This is a genomic window from Vibrio campbellii CAIM 519 = NBRC 15631 = ATCC 25920, assembly GCF_002163755.1.
Taxonomy (GTDB): domain Bacteria; phylum Pseudomonadota; class Gammaproteobacteria; order Enterobacterales; family Vibrionaceae; genus Vibrio; species Vibrio campbellii.
In genome coordinates, this window is the sequence record NZ_CP015863.1 from 2,665,917 (window position 1) to 2,683,398 (window position 17,482).

Below are 17,482 nucleotides of genomic sequence, written 5' to 3' on the forward strand. Positions count from 1 at the left end.
ATAGCGATGCATTTTGAAACACGTTAGACTAGGTAGTTGTCAATTTTTACGTTTAATTTAGTAATCAAGTACCTCATGCATTCGATTTTTGTCCGACTACCGCTCTTGCACAAAGTACTGATCGGTTTTTTTAGTGCGCTGATCATCGTCGCGCTGTTTTTCTTACCCGATCCGCAAGACCTCGATCCGCAGCAAAGCCGACTCAAAGTCGGTGAGCATTACTCGGTACCGATTTCTGTGGAATCTCCCGAGCGAAGCGCTTCTTCTACTCTTCCTTCTGTTTTGCGCTGGGAAACATACAAAGTCAAAAATGGTGAAAGTGCCGCTGTACTTTTCAACCGCGTCGGTTTATCTCCTCGCCTTCTGCATGAACTGATTACTTCAGATAAAGAAATCAAACAGCAACTCACTCGACTACGCCCCGGCGACAGACTGCAATTTGGCTTTGATGAAAATAACGACTTTATTCAACTAAAACGCACACTCAATGCCTTTGAAACGTTCCGCATTAAACTGCAAGGTGGCAAATACGTTTCTGAGGTAGACAAAAAAGAAGTCGATTACCAATACAACTACGCTGAAGCAACAATCAAATCCAACTTCTGGAATGCAGGGATTTCATCCGGTTTGAATGCAAACCAAATTATGGAACTGGCGGGAATTTTTGGTTGGGATATCGACTTTGCTTTGGACATTCGTAAAAACGATACCTTCCGCGTGCTTTACCAAGAGGAAGTGGTTGAAGGCGAAGTGATTGGACGCGGAAAAATCATTGCTGCAATCTTTTACAACCAAGGAGACACCTTTACCGCAATCTTAGATGAGAAGAGCGGTAAGTACTACGATGAAAATGGCCGAGCGATGAAGAAAGCCTTCTTACGAGCACCTTTGGATTTCCGTCGTGTTACCTCTAACTTTAATCCTCGTCGCTTACACCCAGTTACCGGGAGAGTTCGCCCTCACAGAGGTACCGATTATGCCGCGCCTGTAGGCACACCAATTTGGGCTGCGGGCAATGGTGTTGTGCAAAAATCAGCGTACAACAAATTCAATGGTAACTACGTGTTTATTAAACACAGCAATACCTATATTACTAAATACTTACACTTAACTAAGCGAACAGTAAAAACGGGACAACGCGTTAAGCAAGGTCAAACCATCGGTACGTTGGGTGGTACTGGCCGTGTAACTGGCCCACACTTGCACTACGAATTCTTGGTTAACGGCGTTCATAAAAACCCAAGAACGGTAAACTTACCGCAGTCGAAATCTCTGACTGGTAAAGCAAAACAAACTTTCTTGGCAAACGCAAAGATCAGCATGGCTAAGCTGGATCGCTACAGTAAATTACTGGCGATGAAGTAGCTAAAACGATTTAAATTGAACAATGACAAAGAGGCAGCCTAAGCTGCCTCTTTTGTTTCGGGATCTGGTTCATCAATATTGTGTTCACGGCCAAGCATCAAAAGACACGGTGTAAGCACCAGCGTCAACACAGTGGCAAAAGCCAAACCTCCAGCAACTGCGGTTGCTAATTGAGACCACCACTGCGTGCTTGGCGCACCAAATTCAATCTTCTGGTTAACTAAGTCGATGTTCATCTCTAGCACCATTGGCAGCAAACCCAGGATAGTAGTGACTGTGGTCAGTAACACTGGACGCAGGCGTTGTACGCCCGTACGTAGAATTGCGTCTGATTTTTCTAACCCACGCTTGCGCATTTGGTTATAGGTATCAATTAATACGATATTGTTGTTCACCACAATACCAGCTAATGCGATCACCCCAATACCCGACATAATAATACCAAAAGGCTTCTGAAAAATAAGCAAGCCAGCAAACACGCCAACGGTAGAAAACAGCACTGCGCTTAAAATCAAAAATGCTTGGTAGAAGCTGTTGAATTGAGTAATCAGGATCAAAGCCATCACGCCAAGTGCAACCATGAAAGCACTTTGTAAAAAAGCAGAAGAGTTTTCTTGTTCCTCGTTTTGCCCGCGAATTTTAAACTCAATACTAGCAGGCAAGCCCAACTGCTCTACTTCTGCGGCTATCTTGGGCAATTCAAGGGCAAGGTTATAACCCTCAACCATATCTGCTTTGATGTTCACCACGCGTCTGCCATCAACACGTCGAATTGTATCTTGCTTATGATCTGGTTTAATCTGCGCAAAGTTTGTGATCGGCACTAAACCTGCCGCCGTTTTTACACGTAACTGGTCAAAACGTCCGATATCCCGCTTATCTTGTGGGTAGCGCACTAAGATATCGACTTCTTCATCAGCATCATCGGGTAGATAATCACCTATCTTCAAACCGTTAGTCACGAACTGGACAGTATTACCAACCAGAGTTGCATCAGCTGCAAAGCGAGAGGCATCGTCTCTGCGGATATCAATCTGCCAATCAATCCCCTCTTTATTGGTTGTATCACTTAAGTTAGTTAAAGCAGGATTACGGTCAGCCCAGTAACGAACCATTTTGGCTGCATTGTCTAACTGGTCAATGCTTGAGTTTTGCGCCGACATTTCAATCACAAGATCGTGTTCAACCGGCGGACCTGCATCGGGAAACTTGTACTCCAGCTCAACACCCGAGAATTGGTTAGTGGTTTGTTTGAGTTCTTCAATGATGTCTTTCACTTTGCGACGATATTGCCAATCGACGGGCGTTATTTGAATCTGACCAATCTCATCACCATCATTTGAATCCGTTCCGGTGCGCGTATAGACACTCTCAAATTCATCATGCCCTAACATGACTTTTTCAATCTCTTTCATCACGACATCTTTTTCGTTGATCGATAAATCGCCGTAAGAACGCACCTTGACGGTAAAGAAAGCGGGGTCCACTTCTGGGAAGAACTCTGCCCCTAGTCCTGCTTTGTTATAAGTAAAACCGACACCACCAGCGAGTAGTATGGCACTGAACAGAACTTTAAGTGGATGCTTGATAGCGACCGAGAGCGCTTGATAGTAGAGCTTGGTAATACCAGTAGCCTTATCAAACTCGCCATTATGAAGATCAATTATCTCTTGCTGGCTTTTAGGATTAACCACTTGTGGCTTACCAATAATCCCACCAATAACCGGAACAAACAGCAGCGCCATCATCAACGAAGCGGTGAGCGTTGCAATCAATGTTAGCGGCAGATACTTCATGAACTCGCCGGTAATATCCGGCCAGAACAATAGCGGAGCAAACGCAGCAAGGGTCGTTGCCGTCGAAGCGGTGATAGGCCACGCCATTCGTTTTGCCGCGTCCCGATATGCTTCTTTACGTGGCGTGCCCTCTTGCATCCGCCTATCAGCAAATTCGGTCACCACGATAGCGCCATCCACCAGCATACCTACGGCCATGATCAGCGCGAATAGCACCACAATGTTGACCGTTAAGCCAAACACCGAAAGCACTAATAAGCCGGTAAGGAATGAGCCAGGAATAGAGATCCCCACCAAAAGAGCGGTCCGCACACCAAGTATCGCGATAATGACGATAACCACTAAGATAATCGCGGAAAGGATGTTGTTTTGTAGGTCGTTGAGCATCAATTTGACGTCATCGGACTGATCCCACGTATATTTGACCTGCAAGTTGTTTGGCCAATCCGCTCGCTTTTGCGCTTCAGTCAGAACCTCTTTAACGAGTTCCACCGTTTCAATGATATTCTCGCCAGCACGCTTTTTCACATTCAATACAACAGCAGGGGCACCATCCAAGCGAGCAAAGCTTTCAGGGTCACTGAAGGCTCGGCGCACAGTCGCCACATCGGCAAAAGTAATCACTTCTTTGCCGTTTACCTTAATGGGTAACTCTAATACGTCTTTGAGAGAATCAAATACGGAAGGAACTTTGACTGAAAAACGGCCATAGCCAGTATCCACGAAACCCGCTGCCACAACTCGGTTATTGAGAGCAATCAAGTTGTAGATGTCTGCTTGATCCAGACCATAGCTTTCCATCAACAGCGGATCGACGACGATCTCAACAATGTCTTCACGATCACCGGCAATATCAACTTCAAGCACCTGACGGTAGCTTTCTAGCTTGTCACGCAGTGCTCGAGCAATTTGTACTGTTGTGCGCTCAGGGACGGTGCCATACAGAACCAAAGTGAGGACAGGCTCTTCTGATGCGAACGTCACTTCATTTACTGTTGGCTCATCACTGTCTTCAGGCAATTTAGGTTTGGCAAGATCGACGGCGTCACGCACATCTGCCATCGCTTCAGCCAGATCAACACCGACACTAAATTCAAGCGTAGCCGAGGCATGGCCTTCTGAAGCAACCGCGGTCATTTCTTTTACGCCTTCAATCGAACGCAGCTCTTGCTCTATTGGGCGAACTAATAAGCGCTCCGCATCAGTTGGCGAAATGCCTTGGTGACCTACCGAAACATAGATAATAGGGATGGTGATGTCTGGACTCGATTCTTTAGGAATCGTAATGTAGGTGATCACACCAGCAATCAAAATCATCACCAACAAGGTGAGCATCGTACGTGCACGCGATAACGCAGCATCAATCAAAGCAAACATATTGCCTCCTTATTGCTGGTTCGCAGCTTCAATGGCGTCATCCACTTTGGTCGCCATTACTAAATCACCATCACGAGCAAAGCCCTGCCCGAGTACGATGATGTCCACTTGGTCGCCCAGTCCTGAGAGCCAAACGCCATCTTTTTCGGCTTTCACAAGTTGAATAGGAACAAAGTGGACATGCTGATCACGCAGTGCTTTGATGCCAAGGTTGCCTTCTTCATCGAGCGCGAGCATTGCAGCGGTTACTTTCACTGCCATCACTTCACTTAGCGACAATACCACCTCAGCGCTAACACCCGCAGGCATTGCACTTTCATCGTTACTGATTTCAATCTCAATCGGGAAAGTGTTGGTCGAAGTAGAAGATACGCGCCCGATATAACGGATAACACCTTGATGGTGGGTGTTATCAATGGTTCTGACATCAGCTTGCTGGCCTTGTTTTAAATATTGGATATGACGCTCACTCACATCCGCTTCAATGACTAACTTCTCTAAGTCAATGACGGTCGCAATAGGATCGCCAACACCAACAAAATCCCCCACTTCAACGAATCGATGGTCAAGAATGCCGTCAAAAGGCGCTCTGACTTTGGTGTTTTTAAGTGCGGTTTCAACATTACTCAGGTTTGCGCGAGCATCAACAAGTGCAGCTTGTGCCGTGGCAAAGGCAACTTCACCTTGCAAACCTCGGTTTTTCAGAGATTCTGCCGCTTTAAATTCTTTCTCTTTGACATGCAACATCGCTTTAGCGCGCTTAAGTTGAATATCGAGATCGCGCTCGTCGATGTTGGCAATCACCTGCCCTTCTTTAACACGTTGCCCTTTCTGAACGTTCAAGCGAATGATCTTACCCGCAACTTCTGCCCCTAAACGAGCTTGTCTATTCGGCGCAGTTCGTCCATATAACTCTATGGTTTTACTGGTTGGCTGGGCGGTAAAAGAGTTGAACATCACCTTAGCAACAGGCGTGTCATCGGATTGAGGGGAAGATGATAACCTCGCTTCGTCTTGCGCCTTAAGTTGGCCTATTGTAAGCCATGCAGCAAGTACGAGAATCAGTGTTAAAGAAACTAGCCATGGACGTTCGACAAGGCGTCGTCCGAGAGAAGCTTCAGACATACAAAGTCCTTTTTATTTTTAGCTCACAGCCCTCTGTGGAACTGGAGTGCGTTTACGTGACTCCCTGCTACGTAAAACTCAGGCAGCCAATTGGCTGCCTGTTGTCGTGTTAATTAAACACTGAATGATGCACCACAACCACAAGTTGTCGTCGCATTTGGGTTATTAACGAAGAAGCGTGCTCCTTCTAAACCTTCCGTGTAATCAACCACGCCACCAATTAGGTATTGCAGGCTCATTGGGTCTACAACCAGTGTTACGCCACTGTTTACGATGGTTGTGTCGCCTTCATTTACGCTCTCATCAAATGTAAAGCCGTATTGGAAACCACTACAGCCACCACCAGTAATATATACGCGCAATTTCAATGCTGGGTTTTCTTCTTCTGCAATCAGCGCCTTAACGCGTGATGCTGCTGCATCAGAAAAAGACAATGGTACGTTTACTTCGCTCACGAAGACCTCTCTCACTCGTGTAATGCGTCAAGCCTGAAGCGAGACGTCAAATTTTTGCTAATTAGGGCGATTATCCAATACCTGACAAACTCGTTCAAGTATTCACCGCTGATTCTTTAGAACAGATACTGATATGTAAGTTTACATCGTCCGTACCAACATAAATTACCCAAAACGTTTCTAACTTGAGATTAGCTAGGTACAATGCGCTCCACTTGGTCCGAGCAATCAAAAGAGGATAACCCCATGACCAAATCATCAGAGCTATATCAAAAGGCTCAGCAAACCATTCCTGGCGGTGTGAACTCACCAGTTCGTGCATTCAACGGCGTTGGCGGTTCTCCGCTATTTATCGAACGAGCAGACGGTGCACTGATTTTTGATGCCGATGGTAAAGCGTACATTGATTACGTTGGCTCTTGGGGTCCAATGATTCTAGGTCATAACCACGCGGTTATCCGTGAAGCTGTTATCGATGCTGCACAACGTGGCCTGAGTTTTGGTGCGCCAACTGAAATGGAAATTGCCATGGCAGAGCTAGTGTCTGAGCTAGTGCCATCAATGGAACAAATCCGCATGGTGAGCTCTGGTACAGAAGCGACCATGAGTGCAATCCGTCTTGCTCGTGGCTTTACTGGCCGTGACAAAATCATGAAGTTTGAAGGCTGTTACCACGGTCACGCAGACAGCTTGCTAGTAAAAGCTGGCTCTGGTGCGCTAACTCTTGGCCAACCAAGTTCTCCTGGCGTTCCTGCTGACTTTGCTAAGCACACACTAACCGCAACATTCAACGATCTAGATTCAGTACGTGAGTTGTTCGCAGCAAACAAAGGCGAGATCGCATGTATCATCGTTGAACCAGTAGCGGGCAACATGAACTGTATCCCACCAGTAGAAGGTTTCCACGAAGGTCTACGTGAAATCTGTGACCAAGAAGGTGCACTACTGATTTTTGATGAAGTAATGACAGGCTTCCGCGTAGCACTAGGCGGCGCACAAGCACACTACAACATCAAGCCTGATCTAACGACGCTAGGTAAAGTAATCGGTGGCGGTATGCCAGTAGGTGCTTTCGGTGGTCGTAAAGAAGTAATGCAATACGTTGCACCAACAGGTCCAGTTTACCAAGCTGGCACACTTTCAGGTAACCCAGTAGCAATGGCTGCGGGCTTTGCATGTTTGAACCTGCTAAAAGAAGAAGGCAACGAGAAACGTCTTGCAGCAAAAACCAAACAACTTGCTGAAGGCTTCAAAGTACTGGCAGAAAAGCACGGTATCCCAATGGTAGTAAACCAAGTGGGCGGCATGTTTGGTTTCTTCTTCACTGACCAAGAAACCGTAACGTGCTACGAAGACGTAACAAAGTGCGATGTTGAGCGCTTCAAGCGTTTCTTCCACCTAATGCTAAAACACGGTGTATACCTTGCACCATCAGCATTCGAAGCAAGCTTTACTTCTCTTGCTCACGGTTCAAAAGAAATCGATGCAACACTAGAAGCTGCTGATCGCTGTTTCGCAATTCTGGCTGAAGAAGCAAAATAAGCGTTCTTTACCAGAACAACAATCTCAAAAAAGGACCTTCAAGGTCCTTTTTTATTATCTGGATTAGGCTTGCCAATTCACAATCACGAGGATAGCTAACACGCCAAGAACAATACCAAACCATGGTATACGTTTGGCTTTCTTTTCACTTTTGCACTTCTTATCGCCGCTACAACAACCCATCTTTCTATCTCTTGATTGATAACAGTCTGATTTGTGGTCATTATAACAAGGTCAATTGCCCCTTCCCAATTCAGCTATGTCATAAGCTTGAAAGAATCGTAGGTGCAAAGTAATAAAGATTTTGCGCTGTGGTATAAGGCGTAAAACATAAATCATCCTTAAGTTGGATTAATCACATGCCGAATAATGTAAAAATCACGTCGAGTCATCGAGTGCTAGTTGTTGCGCTGCTCGCCGCTGCTTTTGCCTGCTATTTATTGGTCGAGCCTTACATCAACTCGATCGTAATGGCGTTTATTATTTCTCTACTCATGTTCCCAATACATGAGTGGTTTGAACGAAAACTGCCAAACCACAAAAACTTGGTTTCACTGCTCTCTTGTGTGGTTCTCACCTTTATTATTGTGATTCCATTATTGTTTGTATTTGCTGCTATCGTGCAGCAAGGGTCGGTATTTTCGCAAAACACCTACAAGTGGGTAAGCAATGGTGGTATCCAAGATATCTTCCAACATCCTTGGGTTGTCAAAGGGTTAGCACTGGTTAATGAGTACTTACCTTTCGACAAAATCGAACCACAAGCCATCGCTGAGAAAATTGGCCAATTCGCCACATCATTTGGTTCAAACCTTGTTGCTATCAGTGCCAAAATCCTAGGGGATGCAACCAACTTCCTGATGGACTTCTTCCTGATGTTGTTCGTGTTGTTCTTCCTATTGCGTGACCACGACAAGATCATCTCAGCGATGCGCCATATTCTGCCGCTCTCTCGCAGCCAAGAAGATAAGATCCTGACCGAGATTGAACAGGTCTCAAAATCCGCTGTAATGGGGTCATTCTTAACCGCGATTGCTCAAGGCTTTGCTGGTGGTATCGGTATGTGGCTTGCAGGTTTCCCTGGCTTGTTCTGGGGCACTATGATGGGCTTTGCGTCATTTATCCCTGTAGTTGGCACGGCGCTAATTTGGATTCCAGCAGCCGCTTACTTGTTCCTAACTGGCGACACAACTTGGGCTATATTCCTAACAGTGTGGAGTGTTCTCGTAGTTGGCTCGATCGATAACCTGCTGCGCCCACTGCTGATGCAAGGCAGTGCAGGCATGAACACGCTCATGATCTTCTTCTCACTGCTGGGTGGTCTGCATCTATTTGGTTTGATTGGTCTTATTTACGGTCCACTGATCTTTGCCGTGACAATGGTGCTATTCAATATCTACGAAGAGGAGTTTAAAGACTTCCTCAATCAACAAGACAATAGCTAACGACCGCTTATTCACTTCAAGCTTGGGCCAGATTATGCGAAAATCTGGCCCTAATTATTTCTGATGAACCAAATTTATGTCTGCTTATATCGCTCCTAGCCAAATAGCTCAGCGCCAACTTGAATACTTCAACGGCAAACACGTTTTAGTTGCTGGAGAAGTTGAAGACCTGTTCCCTCTTGAGTTAGTAGCTCATTGTGATTCTGTTGAAGTATTTACTTCTAACTACAGCTGCTACCGTCAAATTCGCACATCGGACAAAGTGAAGAGTCACTTTGGTTCAGAGTTTGATATTGAGACTCAAGCAGACATGGTGCTTTTATACTGGCCAAAAGCCAAGGCGGAAGCAGAATACTTACTGGCAATGTTGATGGCTAAGTTAGGCATCAATACAGAAATCGTCGTCGTTGGTGAGAACCGCTCAGGCATCAAGAGCATTGAGAAGATGTTCAAAGAATACGGCCCGGTTAAAAAATACGACTCTGCTCGTCGCTGTTCATTTTACTGGGGCACTTGCCTTAACCAACCAAAACCGTTCAATCAAGCCGACTGGTTTAAATCTTACGAAATTACACTCGGTGAACAATCTCTTACCGTTAAGAGTCTACCTGGTGTATTTAGCCATGGTGAGTTTGACCTAGGCAGTCGTCTTCTGCTTGAAACCTTACCTAAGCTTTCAGGCAAGGTACTCGACTTTGGTTGTGGTGCTGGTGTGCTGGGTGCATTTATGGCTAAAGCAAACCCAGAGATCGCGATTGAGATGTGTGATATTAACGCTTATGCCATTACCTCTAGCCAAGCAACACTCGAGGCGAATGGGTTATCAGGTCGAGTTTTTGCCTCAGATATCTACTCAGACACGGCTAAAGACTACCGTTTTATTGTCAGTAACCCACCATTTCACAGTGGCTTAGACACCAACTACAACGCAGCAGAAACTCTGTTAGGTCAAGCACCAAAGTACATGATGGCCAACGGTGAAATGATCATTGTGGCGAACAGTTTCTTGCAGTATCCGCCAATTATTCAGAAAGCCTTCAATAATTGCGAGACGCTAAATAAGACCAACAAATTCTCTATCTACTACGCGAAAAAATCCTAACCCTTGGTTGCGCAGGTGAAATCCTGCGCAACTCTTTGCCAAAAACCGCCCAACTCAACGAAAAACTGCGTCGCTCCCCACGCTTTGCAATCAACTTTCTTGTCAAAGAAAAAAAACTCGTTAATTTTGTTAATTCTATCGCATTTAACTTCTTGTCCGTTTTAACGAGAACCTCGGTAAGCCCCAGTAAATTGGTCGCTGCCCTTTAATGAGTTGTAATCTTATCCATGTTTAAATTCTACAAAAAGCAGAAATTTAAGCGACTGCAAAGCACGCTAATGACCGCGTTTTTGGTTCTTAGTATTACGCCACTGACGATAACTGCTATTTTCTTCCTCCAATCCCACAGTAAAGATTTGGAAGAACAGAGCACATCCCATTTACTCTCAGTCCGTGATACCAAACAACAACAGATCATCGACTACTTTGCAGCTCAAGAAACCGAAGTTATGGGCTTTGTTCGCTCAGAGTTGGCTTATGCCAGTGGCGGACGATTCTACGGTTTGGTCAATGCCTTTAGCCGATTAGGCCACGATATCGATGAAGCAAGAGAGAATGCACAGCAACGCTATATCAAAGGCAGCGGCGATCAAATCAAAACGTCGATTTTGCCAGAATCTTCCAACTACGTTGGCAGTGAACGTTATCGTCTTTTGCATAAACGTTATCACTGGGCTTACCTCGAGCTATTAAAACGCTCTGATTTCAACGATATTTTATTAGTTGATATCGACGGTAACGTTACTTATTCAATCAATAAAGATGATAACTTTGGCACCAACCTCCTCAGCGGCCGTTACAAAGACACCGCTTTGGGAAAAACATTTAAACGCCTCTCCGAGGATGTAAGCGCGCGCCGAAAAGTGAATGAAGATTACACGCCTGTCGTGGTATCCGACTTTGACATTGAAAACGGTAAGCAAGTCGCTTGGTTGGGTGCGCCTATTATTCAGCAAGGCTATCTGCACAGCTATGCAATGTTCCGCTTGCCGAACAATGGCATCACAAAGCTGATTGCAGAGATCAATCGTGACTCTTCAATTGATACCTTATTAATTGGCAGTGACCACAAACCTCGTACCATCAACACCAAGCAAGAAGACATCCAAAACAGTTTAGAGATCGTCGACAAAGCTTTAGCTGGCGAAACGGAAGTGGGCACATACAGCAACCGTTTAGGCGAAGAGATGATTGCAGCATTTGCACCTATTGAGACTCGCGGTCTCACTTGGGCTCTCGTTGTACAGCTTCCTGAGAAAGAGGCCTTTGCACGTGTCCATCAGCTCGAGAAACTGTTTGTCATTGCGATGCTAATAGCGATCATCTTGGTTGTGATTGCTTCACACTACTTATCTAATTTCATCACATCTCCGCTGCTTAAGCTGACTTGGGCAGCGGAGAAAGTATCTGCTGGCGATCTGGACGAAACCACCTTTAATACCGAACGTAAAGATGAAATCGGTCGACTAGCGATCAGCTTTGAGCGTATGCAGCGCTCAATTCGTGAAAAGATCCAAACCATCAAGCAACAAAACGAAGAGCTAGAGAGCAACATCAAACTGATCCAAAAGCAAAACGAAGAATTGCAGTTGGCAGATAAGCTGAAAGATGAATTCCTAGCGACAACCTCTCACGAGTTACGCACACCATTGCACGGTATGGTTGGCATTGCAGAGACACTGGTGTCTGGTGCAAATGGCGCGATACCTGCGAGCCAGAAGTACCAATTGGACATCATCATCAAGAGTGGTCAGCGCCTAGCAAACCTCGTTGATGATCTATTGGATTACCACAAGATGCGCTACGGCAGCATGGATATCCAAAAGTCTGCAGTGAGCCTAGCCAGTGCAACACGCTTGGTGCTGGAGCTTTCTGGTCACCTATTGGGTAACAAAACCATCCGCATCATTAATCAAGTGCCAGCGGATCTGAAAGCAGTCTCAGCAGATCCTCAGCGTTTGGAACAAGTGCTGTATAACTTAATTGGCAACGCTATTAAGTACACTTCAGAAGGCAAAATCGTTATCTCAGCGACCGTTGTAGACGATCAAGTCCGAGTACAAGTGGTCGATACTGGTCAGGGTATTCCAGCTGAACACCTAGAGCATATCTTCGAACCTCTTATCCAAGCAGGTCAAGATGCTAGTCGCTACCGCCAAGGTGCAGGTCTAGGTCTATCAATCAGCCGTCAACTTATCGAGTTGATGGGCGGTTCATTATATGTCAGCAGCCAACCTATGGTCGGAACGACATTCAGCTTCACCTTGCCACTCGCTAGTGAAGAAGAAATCAAAGCGACGGAAAGCCTTGCCGCTCGCGGGCATTTCCAAATTCCAGAAGCGAACTTTGACAACAATGACGACTTGTCTCTACCTGAAAACCCAGATGGTCCATTGCTGTACGTTGCTGATGATGAGCCCGTCAACCTGCGCGTTCTTGAAAGCTTCTTAAGACTTGAAGGCTACCGAGTTCGTACCATTTCAGACGGCCCTGAGACACTCGCTTTAATTGAACAAGAGAAGCCTGAGTTGCTGCTACTGGATATTATGATGCCAGGCATGAGTGGCTATCAGGTTTGTAGTGAACTGCGTGAAACTTACGATCATGCAGAGCTGCCAATCATTATGCTCACAGCGCTAAGCCAAACCGAAGACCGCGTTAGGGGCTTTGAAGCGGGAGCGAACGATTACCTAACCAAACCATTTAATAAGCAAGAGCTCGCGGCACGTATTCAGGCCCACTTGACGGCAAGTCAGGCTGAAATGCGCCACATCGAGAACAAGTTACTGGAATCGGAGCTACGCCAGCGTGCTGAAGTCGAAGCCAGCCTGCTCGAGACACAAGGTAGACTGCTAGAACAGCTAGAATCGGCACCTGAGGCGATTATTTGTCTTCGTGAAGATCAACGTATTCGCTTTGCAAACGAAGCAGCATGTAAGCTATTTAAACGTAGCCTAGAACAGCTAAAACGTTCTTCCGCTGATGAGCTAATTGCACCTAAGTTCCTTACGGTTAAGCAGCCGCACTACTGTGGCAAGATTGATATCTACATCGAAGATATTCGTCAAAACATTGAAGCAGACATCCTCAAGCTGCCTGAAGGCTCTGGTTTAGATGTCATGTATATCTTCAATGTAGGAGGCGGAGCGAATGCAGCTCGTATCCATAACCTAGAGACGGCAGTTGAAGTACTTTCAAGTTACGCATTTGATGGTGATAAAGACCAGCTGCAGAAGCTGAAAGAACTTGGCGGTGAGTTTACTCGCCTTGCTGATAAAGCATTGGGTAACAAGAAGGACAAACAAGAGCTGATGCGCGAAGTATTAGTCGATACGATGACTCATGCATTGGAATATTGGGAATCGGTGACTGGAGAAACCAAGTTTGCCTTTGCTGAACAAAGTGGTTTATGGCGCGTCTACCTCGACCGCAGTACATTGCAAACACGTACGCTCGATAAATACATGCGTATTGAGACTTTGCCTAAGACACCGCGCTGGAGGACAGTACTAAGCTCAATTGAGTTCATTCTGGAGCACTGTAAAGAACAAAGCCCAGAACGCGCCTACATAGAGGCACAGCGCGATAAGATGCAAAGACTCCTTACGAGCTAACGCAAATCACCAAATATCAGCCCCGCGACTCAGCGGGGCTTTTTTATCCCTGCCTTTATCAATTTCAATGCCATGCTTCCCCTTACTCAGAACAAGAAACAAGCGATTTAGCGTACAGAGCAACGATGAGGCTGAGCATTTAGCGTATAAGAAGCTGGAAGCAAGCTATCAAAAACACGTATGAAGCGCTTAACCAAAGCGATTCCAATACCACACTTTTCATCGTCATTTTTAACTCATAACTTTCTTCAAAAGTGCCTTCAAATCACTTCCTTCCCTGAATAAAAAAAGCATAATCAGTAGCCAAATTTTGCTGTCAAAACTTACTTATTTTTCCTCTACAAGGGAAAATTGAGCAACATTTGATACAGATTGCGAAGTCAATCACAACAGAACGGCAGATTAAATTTCACCTAGTTAATTAACAAAATTTTCAGGTGTGAGCCAGATCGCCAATACCGTACAACAACAGAAAACACTGACTGAAAGGAACCAAATGAGTAAGTAACTACTAACACACAACATTAATCAGGATATAGACTGCGACGCATATCAAAGTTTATTTTCTCGCATGGATTGACTTAAAAACAAGCAAAATGACGTTTATGACGGAGTTGCTGTGGTTTTTAACGTTTTTAACGGGAATCAAGTTTGATTAATTTGTGGATAAGGTGTTTTCTTACTCCTGCCTAAGGCCTACAGGCCACTCTTAGAGCGAAACAAATTTAACGTGGAGCGAAGAGGTGGGCCTTGGAGAGTGTTTATCAATTGATGACATTCAATTCCATTAGTGAAATGAAAGCAAATAGTAAGGAACAGCTATGCTTGCCAATATTAAAAAAACAGCACTAGCAACAGCAATTATTGCAACGGCTACTACAGGTTTCGCATCAGTAGCTACAGCCGCTGAGCGCAGTGAACTGACTATCCACCCAAAAGAGTTTACAACTTTTGTTCGTAACTTTAACCCTTTCTTGGGTGCAACTAACCTGCACACAACTACTGACTTTATCTACGAGCCGCTAGTTGTTTTCAACGAAATGCACGGCAACACGCCAGTATTCCGTCTAGCAGAAAACTTCCAAATGTCTGACGACCTAATGAGCGTAACTTTCGATATTCGTAAAGGCGTGAAATGGTCTGACGGTCAAGCGTTTACCGCTGATGACGTTGTTTACTCTTTCAACCTAGTAAAAGAGAAGCCAGAACTAGACCAATCTGGCATCAACTCTTGGGTTACTGGCGTAGAGAAAGTTAACGATTACAAAGTTAAGTTCCGTCTAAGCGAAGCAAACTCAAACGTTCCTTACGAAATTGCTAAAGTACCTGTCGTACCTAAGCACGTATGGAGCAAAGTGAAAGATCCTTCAACGTTCACGAACGAAAACCCAGTAGGTACTGGTCCATTTACAGAGATCGACACTTTCACTCCGCAACTATACATCCAGTGTGAAAACCCGAACTACTGGGATGCAGCGAACCTAGACGTTGACTGTCTGCGTGTTCCTCAAATCGCGAACAATGACCAGTTCCTAGGTAAGATTGTTAACGGCGAAATGGACTGGACTTCTTCATTCGTTCCAGACATCGACCGCACTTACGCAGCAGCGAGCCCTAAACACCACTACTGGTACCCGCCAGCAGGTACTCAAGCGTTCGTAGTAAACTTCAAGAACCCAGATGCAGCGAAAAACGAAGCACTAACTAACGTTGACTTCCGTCGCGCATTCTCTATGGCTCTTGACCGTCAAACTATCATTGATATCGCATTCTACGGCGGCGGTACAGTGAACGACTTCGCATCTGGTCTTGGCTACGCATTCGAAGCTTGGTCTGACGAGAAGACTCACGACAAGTACAAAGGTTACAACTCGTACAACGCTGAAGGTGCTAAGAAGCTTCTAGCGAAAGCTGGCTTTAAAGATGTAAACAAAGACGGTTTCGTTGACACACCATCTGGTAAGTCTTTCGAGCTACTAATCCAATCTCCAAACGGTTGGACTGACTTCAACAACACTGTACAGCTTGCTGTTGAGCAACTTGCAGAAGTAGGCATCAAAGCACGTGCTCGTACACCAGACTTCTCTGTGTACAACCAAGCAATGCTTGAAGGTACTTACGACGTTGCGTACACCAACTACTTCCACGGTGCAGACCCATACACTTACTGGAACAGTGCTTACAACTCAGCACTACAATCTGGTGACGGTATGCCTCGCTTCGCGATGCACTTCTACAAGAACGACAAGCTAGATGGTCTTCTAAACAGCTTCTACAAGACAGCTGACAAGCAAGAGCAGCTAGAAATCGCTCACGGTATTCAGCAAATCATCGCTCAAGACCAAGTGACTATCCCTGTGATGTCTGGTGCTTACATGTACCAATACAACACAACTCGCTTCACTGGTTGGTGGAACGAAGAAAATCCTAAGGGCCGTCCAAACATTTGGGCTGGTATCCCAGAGCGTCTACTTCACGTACTGGACCTAAAACCAGTTAAATAAGTAGAAGTTCATTTCTAGCGGCACACATCCCGTGTGCCGCCTATAAAAATCCCCTTGTTACTAAACCAACATATGGCGCTCGTCGTCAGGGGATTTTTCGCTCTAAATTTCGCTATGAGCGACCTGAAACCAGAAACAGGGAAAAAATCTGGGTGAGTAAGGTGTGAGTTATGGGTTATTTTTTAAGACGTTTGTCGTTCTATCTTGTCGCGCTCTTGGTTGCAGCGACGTTAAACTTCATTATTCCGCGAGCAATGCCTGGTGACCCAGTTACCATGATGTTTGCTAACGCATCAGTACAGGTAACGCCAGAGCGAATCGCAGCAATGAAAGAACTGCTGGGTTTCGTAGATGGTCCAATCTACATTCAGTACCTGTCGTACATCAAAAACATTCTAAGCTGGGAGCTAGGTACTTCTATCCAGTTCTACCCGCTTTCAGTTAACTCTCTACTAGGTGGCGCATTCGGTTGGTCATTGTTCCTAGCAGGTACTGCAGTTGTACTATCATTCTCGATTGCTTCTGTACTAGGCATCTTCGCAGCTTGGAAACGTGGTAGCCGATACGATGCATTCGTAACACCGGGCACACTGATCGTTCAAGCGATTCCACAAATGGTTATCGCGATGCTAGCGATGTTCATCTTTGCCATCGGTCTTAAGTGGTTCCCATCAGGCTACGCCTACACCCCGGGTACTGTGCCAGATTGGACAAGCTGGGAGTTCCTAAAAGACGTGGGTTACCACGCTATTCTTCCATTGTTCTGTGCGACGATTGTTCAGATTGGTGGCTTCCTAGTAAACATGCGTAACAACATGATCAACCTTCTTGCTGAAGATTACATCACAATGGCAAAAGGTAAGGGTCTGAGCGAAAACCGAGTAGTATTCAACTACGCAGCTCGTAACGCACTTTTACCAAGTGTAACCGCACTTTCAATGTCTCTAGGTATGGCAATCGGTGGTCAGCTAATCATCGAGATGATCTTCAACTACCCGGGTCTAGGTACGGTTCTTCTAAACGCAATTCACGCACGTGACTACCAAGTACTTCAAGGTCAGTTAATCATCATGACGATGTTCATGCTGTGCTTCAACCTAATGGCTGACATGCTGTACATGATTCTAGACCCTCGCCTACGTAAGGGAGGCAAATAA

The 17,482-nt window shown here is 45.5% G+C and carries 10 protein-coding genes; 7 read left to right on the forward strand and 3 right to left on the reverse strand.

Annotated features, from left to right (window positions below):
- The first annotated feature begins 75 nt into the window (after nucleotides 1-75).
- Complete coding sequence (locus A8140_RS12775; RefSeq protein ID WP_005530355.1) at nucleotides 76-1,365, forward strand: peptidoglycan DD-metalloendopeptidase family protein; 1,290 nt, start codon at nucleotides 76-78, stop codon at nucleotides 1,363-1,365.
- Between the two features lie 38 nt (nucleotides 1,366-1,403).
- Here the strand turns inward: A8140_RS12775 and A8140_RS12780 are convergent, their stop codons facing one another.
- From A8140_RS12780 to erpA, 3 genes are all read right to left on the reverse strand, one after another.
- Nucleotides 1,404-4,538, reverse strand: a complete 3,135-nt coding sequence (locus A8140_RS12780) for an efflux RND transporter permease subunit (RefSeq protein ID WP_005530358.1) — start codon at nucleotides 4,536-4,538, stop codon at nucleotides 1,404-1,406.
- A gap of 9 nt (nucleotides 4,539-4,547) precedes the next feature.
- Nucleotides 4,548-5,663: an efflux RND transporter periplasmic adaptor subunit gene (locus tag A8140_RS12785; RefSeq protein ID WP_005530361.1), complete on the reverse strand. Its 1,116-nt coding sequence runs from the start codon at nucleotides 5,661-5,663 to the stop codon at nucleotides 4,548-4,550.
- Nucleotides 5,664-5,776: 113 nt separating this feature from the next.
- Nucleotides 5,777-6,118, reverse strand: a complete 342-nt coding sequence (erpA, locus tag A8140_RS12790) for an iron-sulfur cluster insertion protein ErpA (RefSeq protein WP_005425270.1) — start codon at nucleotides 6,116-6,118, stop codon at nucleotides 5,777-5,779.
- Nucleotides 6,119-6,364: 246 nt separating this feature from the next.
- On the opposite strand from erpA, the gene hemL reads away from it, so the two are divergent.
- The 6 genes from hemL (at nucleotide 6,365) to A8140_RS12830 (ending at nucleotide 17,482) form a co-directional block, all read left to right on the forward strand.
- Entirely contained in the window at nucleotides 6,365-7,660 is a 1,296-nt protein-coding gene (gene hemL, locus A8140_RS12795) for a glutamate-1-semialdehyde 2,1-aminomutase (protein WP_005425271.1), read from the forward strand.
- A gap of 359 nt (nucleotides 7,661-8,019) precedes the next feature.
- Nucleotides 8,020-9,105, forward strand: coding sequence for an AI-2E family transporter (locus tag A8140_RS12805; RefSeq protein ID WP_005425277.1), 1,086 nt, complete (start codon nucleotides 8,020-8,022; stop codon nucleotides 9,103-9,105).
- Nucleotides 9,106-9,181: 76 nt separating this feature from the next.
- Nucleotides 9,182-10,207: a 16S rRNA (guanine(1207)-N(2))-methyltransferase RsmC gene (gene rsmC, locus A8140_RS12810; protein ID WP_005531776.1), complete on the forward strand. Its 1,026-nt coding sequence runs from the start codon at nucleotides 9,182-9,184 to the stop codon at nucleotides 10,205-10,207.
- A gap of 227 nt (nucleotides 10,208-10,434) precedes the next feature.
- Nucleotides 10,435-13,821, forward strand: a complete 3,387-nt coding sequence (locus A8140_RS12820) for a response regulator (protein ID WP_005531775.1) — start codon at nucleotides 10,435-10,437, stop codon at nucleotides 13,819-13,821.
- Nucleotides 13,822-14,642: 821 nt separating this feature from the next.
- Nucleotides 14,643-16,325: an ABC transporter substrate-binding protein gene (locus A8140_RS12825; RefSeq protein ID WP_005531772.1), complete on the forward strand. Its 1,683-nt coding sequence runs from the start codon at nucleotides 14,643-14,645 to the stop codon at nucleotides 16,323-16,325.
- A 170-nt stretch (nucleotides 16,326-16,495) separates the two neighbouring features.
- The gene (locus tag A8140_RS12830) at nucleotides 16,496-17,482 is read left to right on the forward strand and encodes an ABC transporter permease (RefSeq protein WP_005531770.1); all 987 of its coding nucleotides are present in this window, start codon (nucleotides 16,496-16,498) and stop codon (nucleotides 17,480-17,482) included.

Bases quoted from the DNA above. Each gene is read 5' to 3' on its own strand.
- A8140_RS12775 (WP_005530355.1), top strand. From the start codon at position 76: ATGCATTCGATTTTTGTCCGACTACCGCTCTTGCACAAAGTACTGATC.
- A8140_RS12780 (WP_005530358.1), bottom strand. From the start codon at position 4,538: ATGTTTGCTTTGATTGATGCTGCGTTATCGCGTGCACGTACGATGCTC.
- A8140_RS12785 (WP_005530361.1), bottom strand. From the start codon at position 5,663: ATGTCTGAAGCTTCTCTCGGACGACGCCTTGTCGAACGTCCATGGCTA.
- hemL (WP_005425271.1), top strand. From the start codon at position 6,365: ATGACCAAATCATCAGAGCTATATCAAAAGGCTCAGCAAACCATTCCT.
- A8140_RS12805 (WP_005425277.1), top strand. From the start codon at position 8,020: ATGCCGAATAATGTAAAAATCACGTCGAGTCATCGAGTGCTAGTTGTT.
- rsmC (WP_005531776.1), top strand. From the start codon at position 9,182: ATGTCTGCTTATATCGCTCCTAGCCAAATAGCTCAGCGCCAACTTGAA.
- A8140_RS12820 (WP_005531775.1), top strand. From the start codon at position 10,435: ATGTTTAAATTCTACAAAAAGCAGAAATTTAAGCGACTGCAAAGCACG.
- A8140_RS12825 (WP_005531772.1), top strand. From the start codon at position 14,643: ATGCTTGCCAATATTAAAAAAACAGCACTAGCAACAGCAATTATTGCA.
- A8140_RS12830 (WP_005531770.1), top strand. From the start codon at position 16,496: ATGGGTTATTTTTTAAGACGTTTGTCGTTCTATCTTGTCGCGCTCTTG.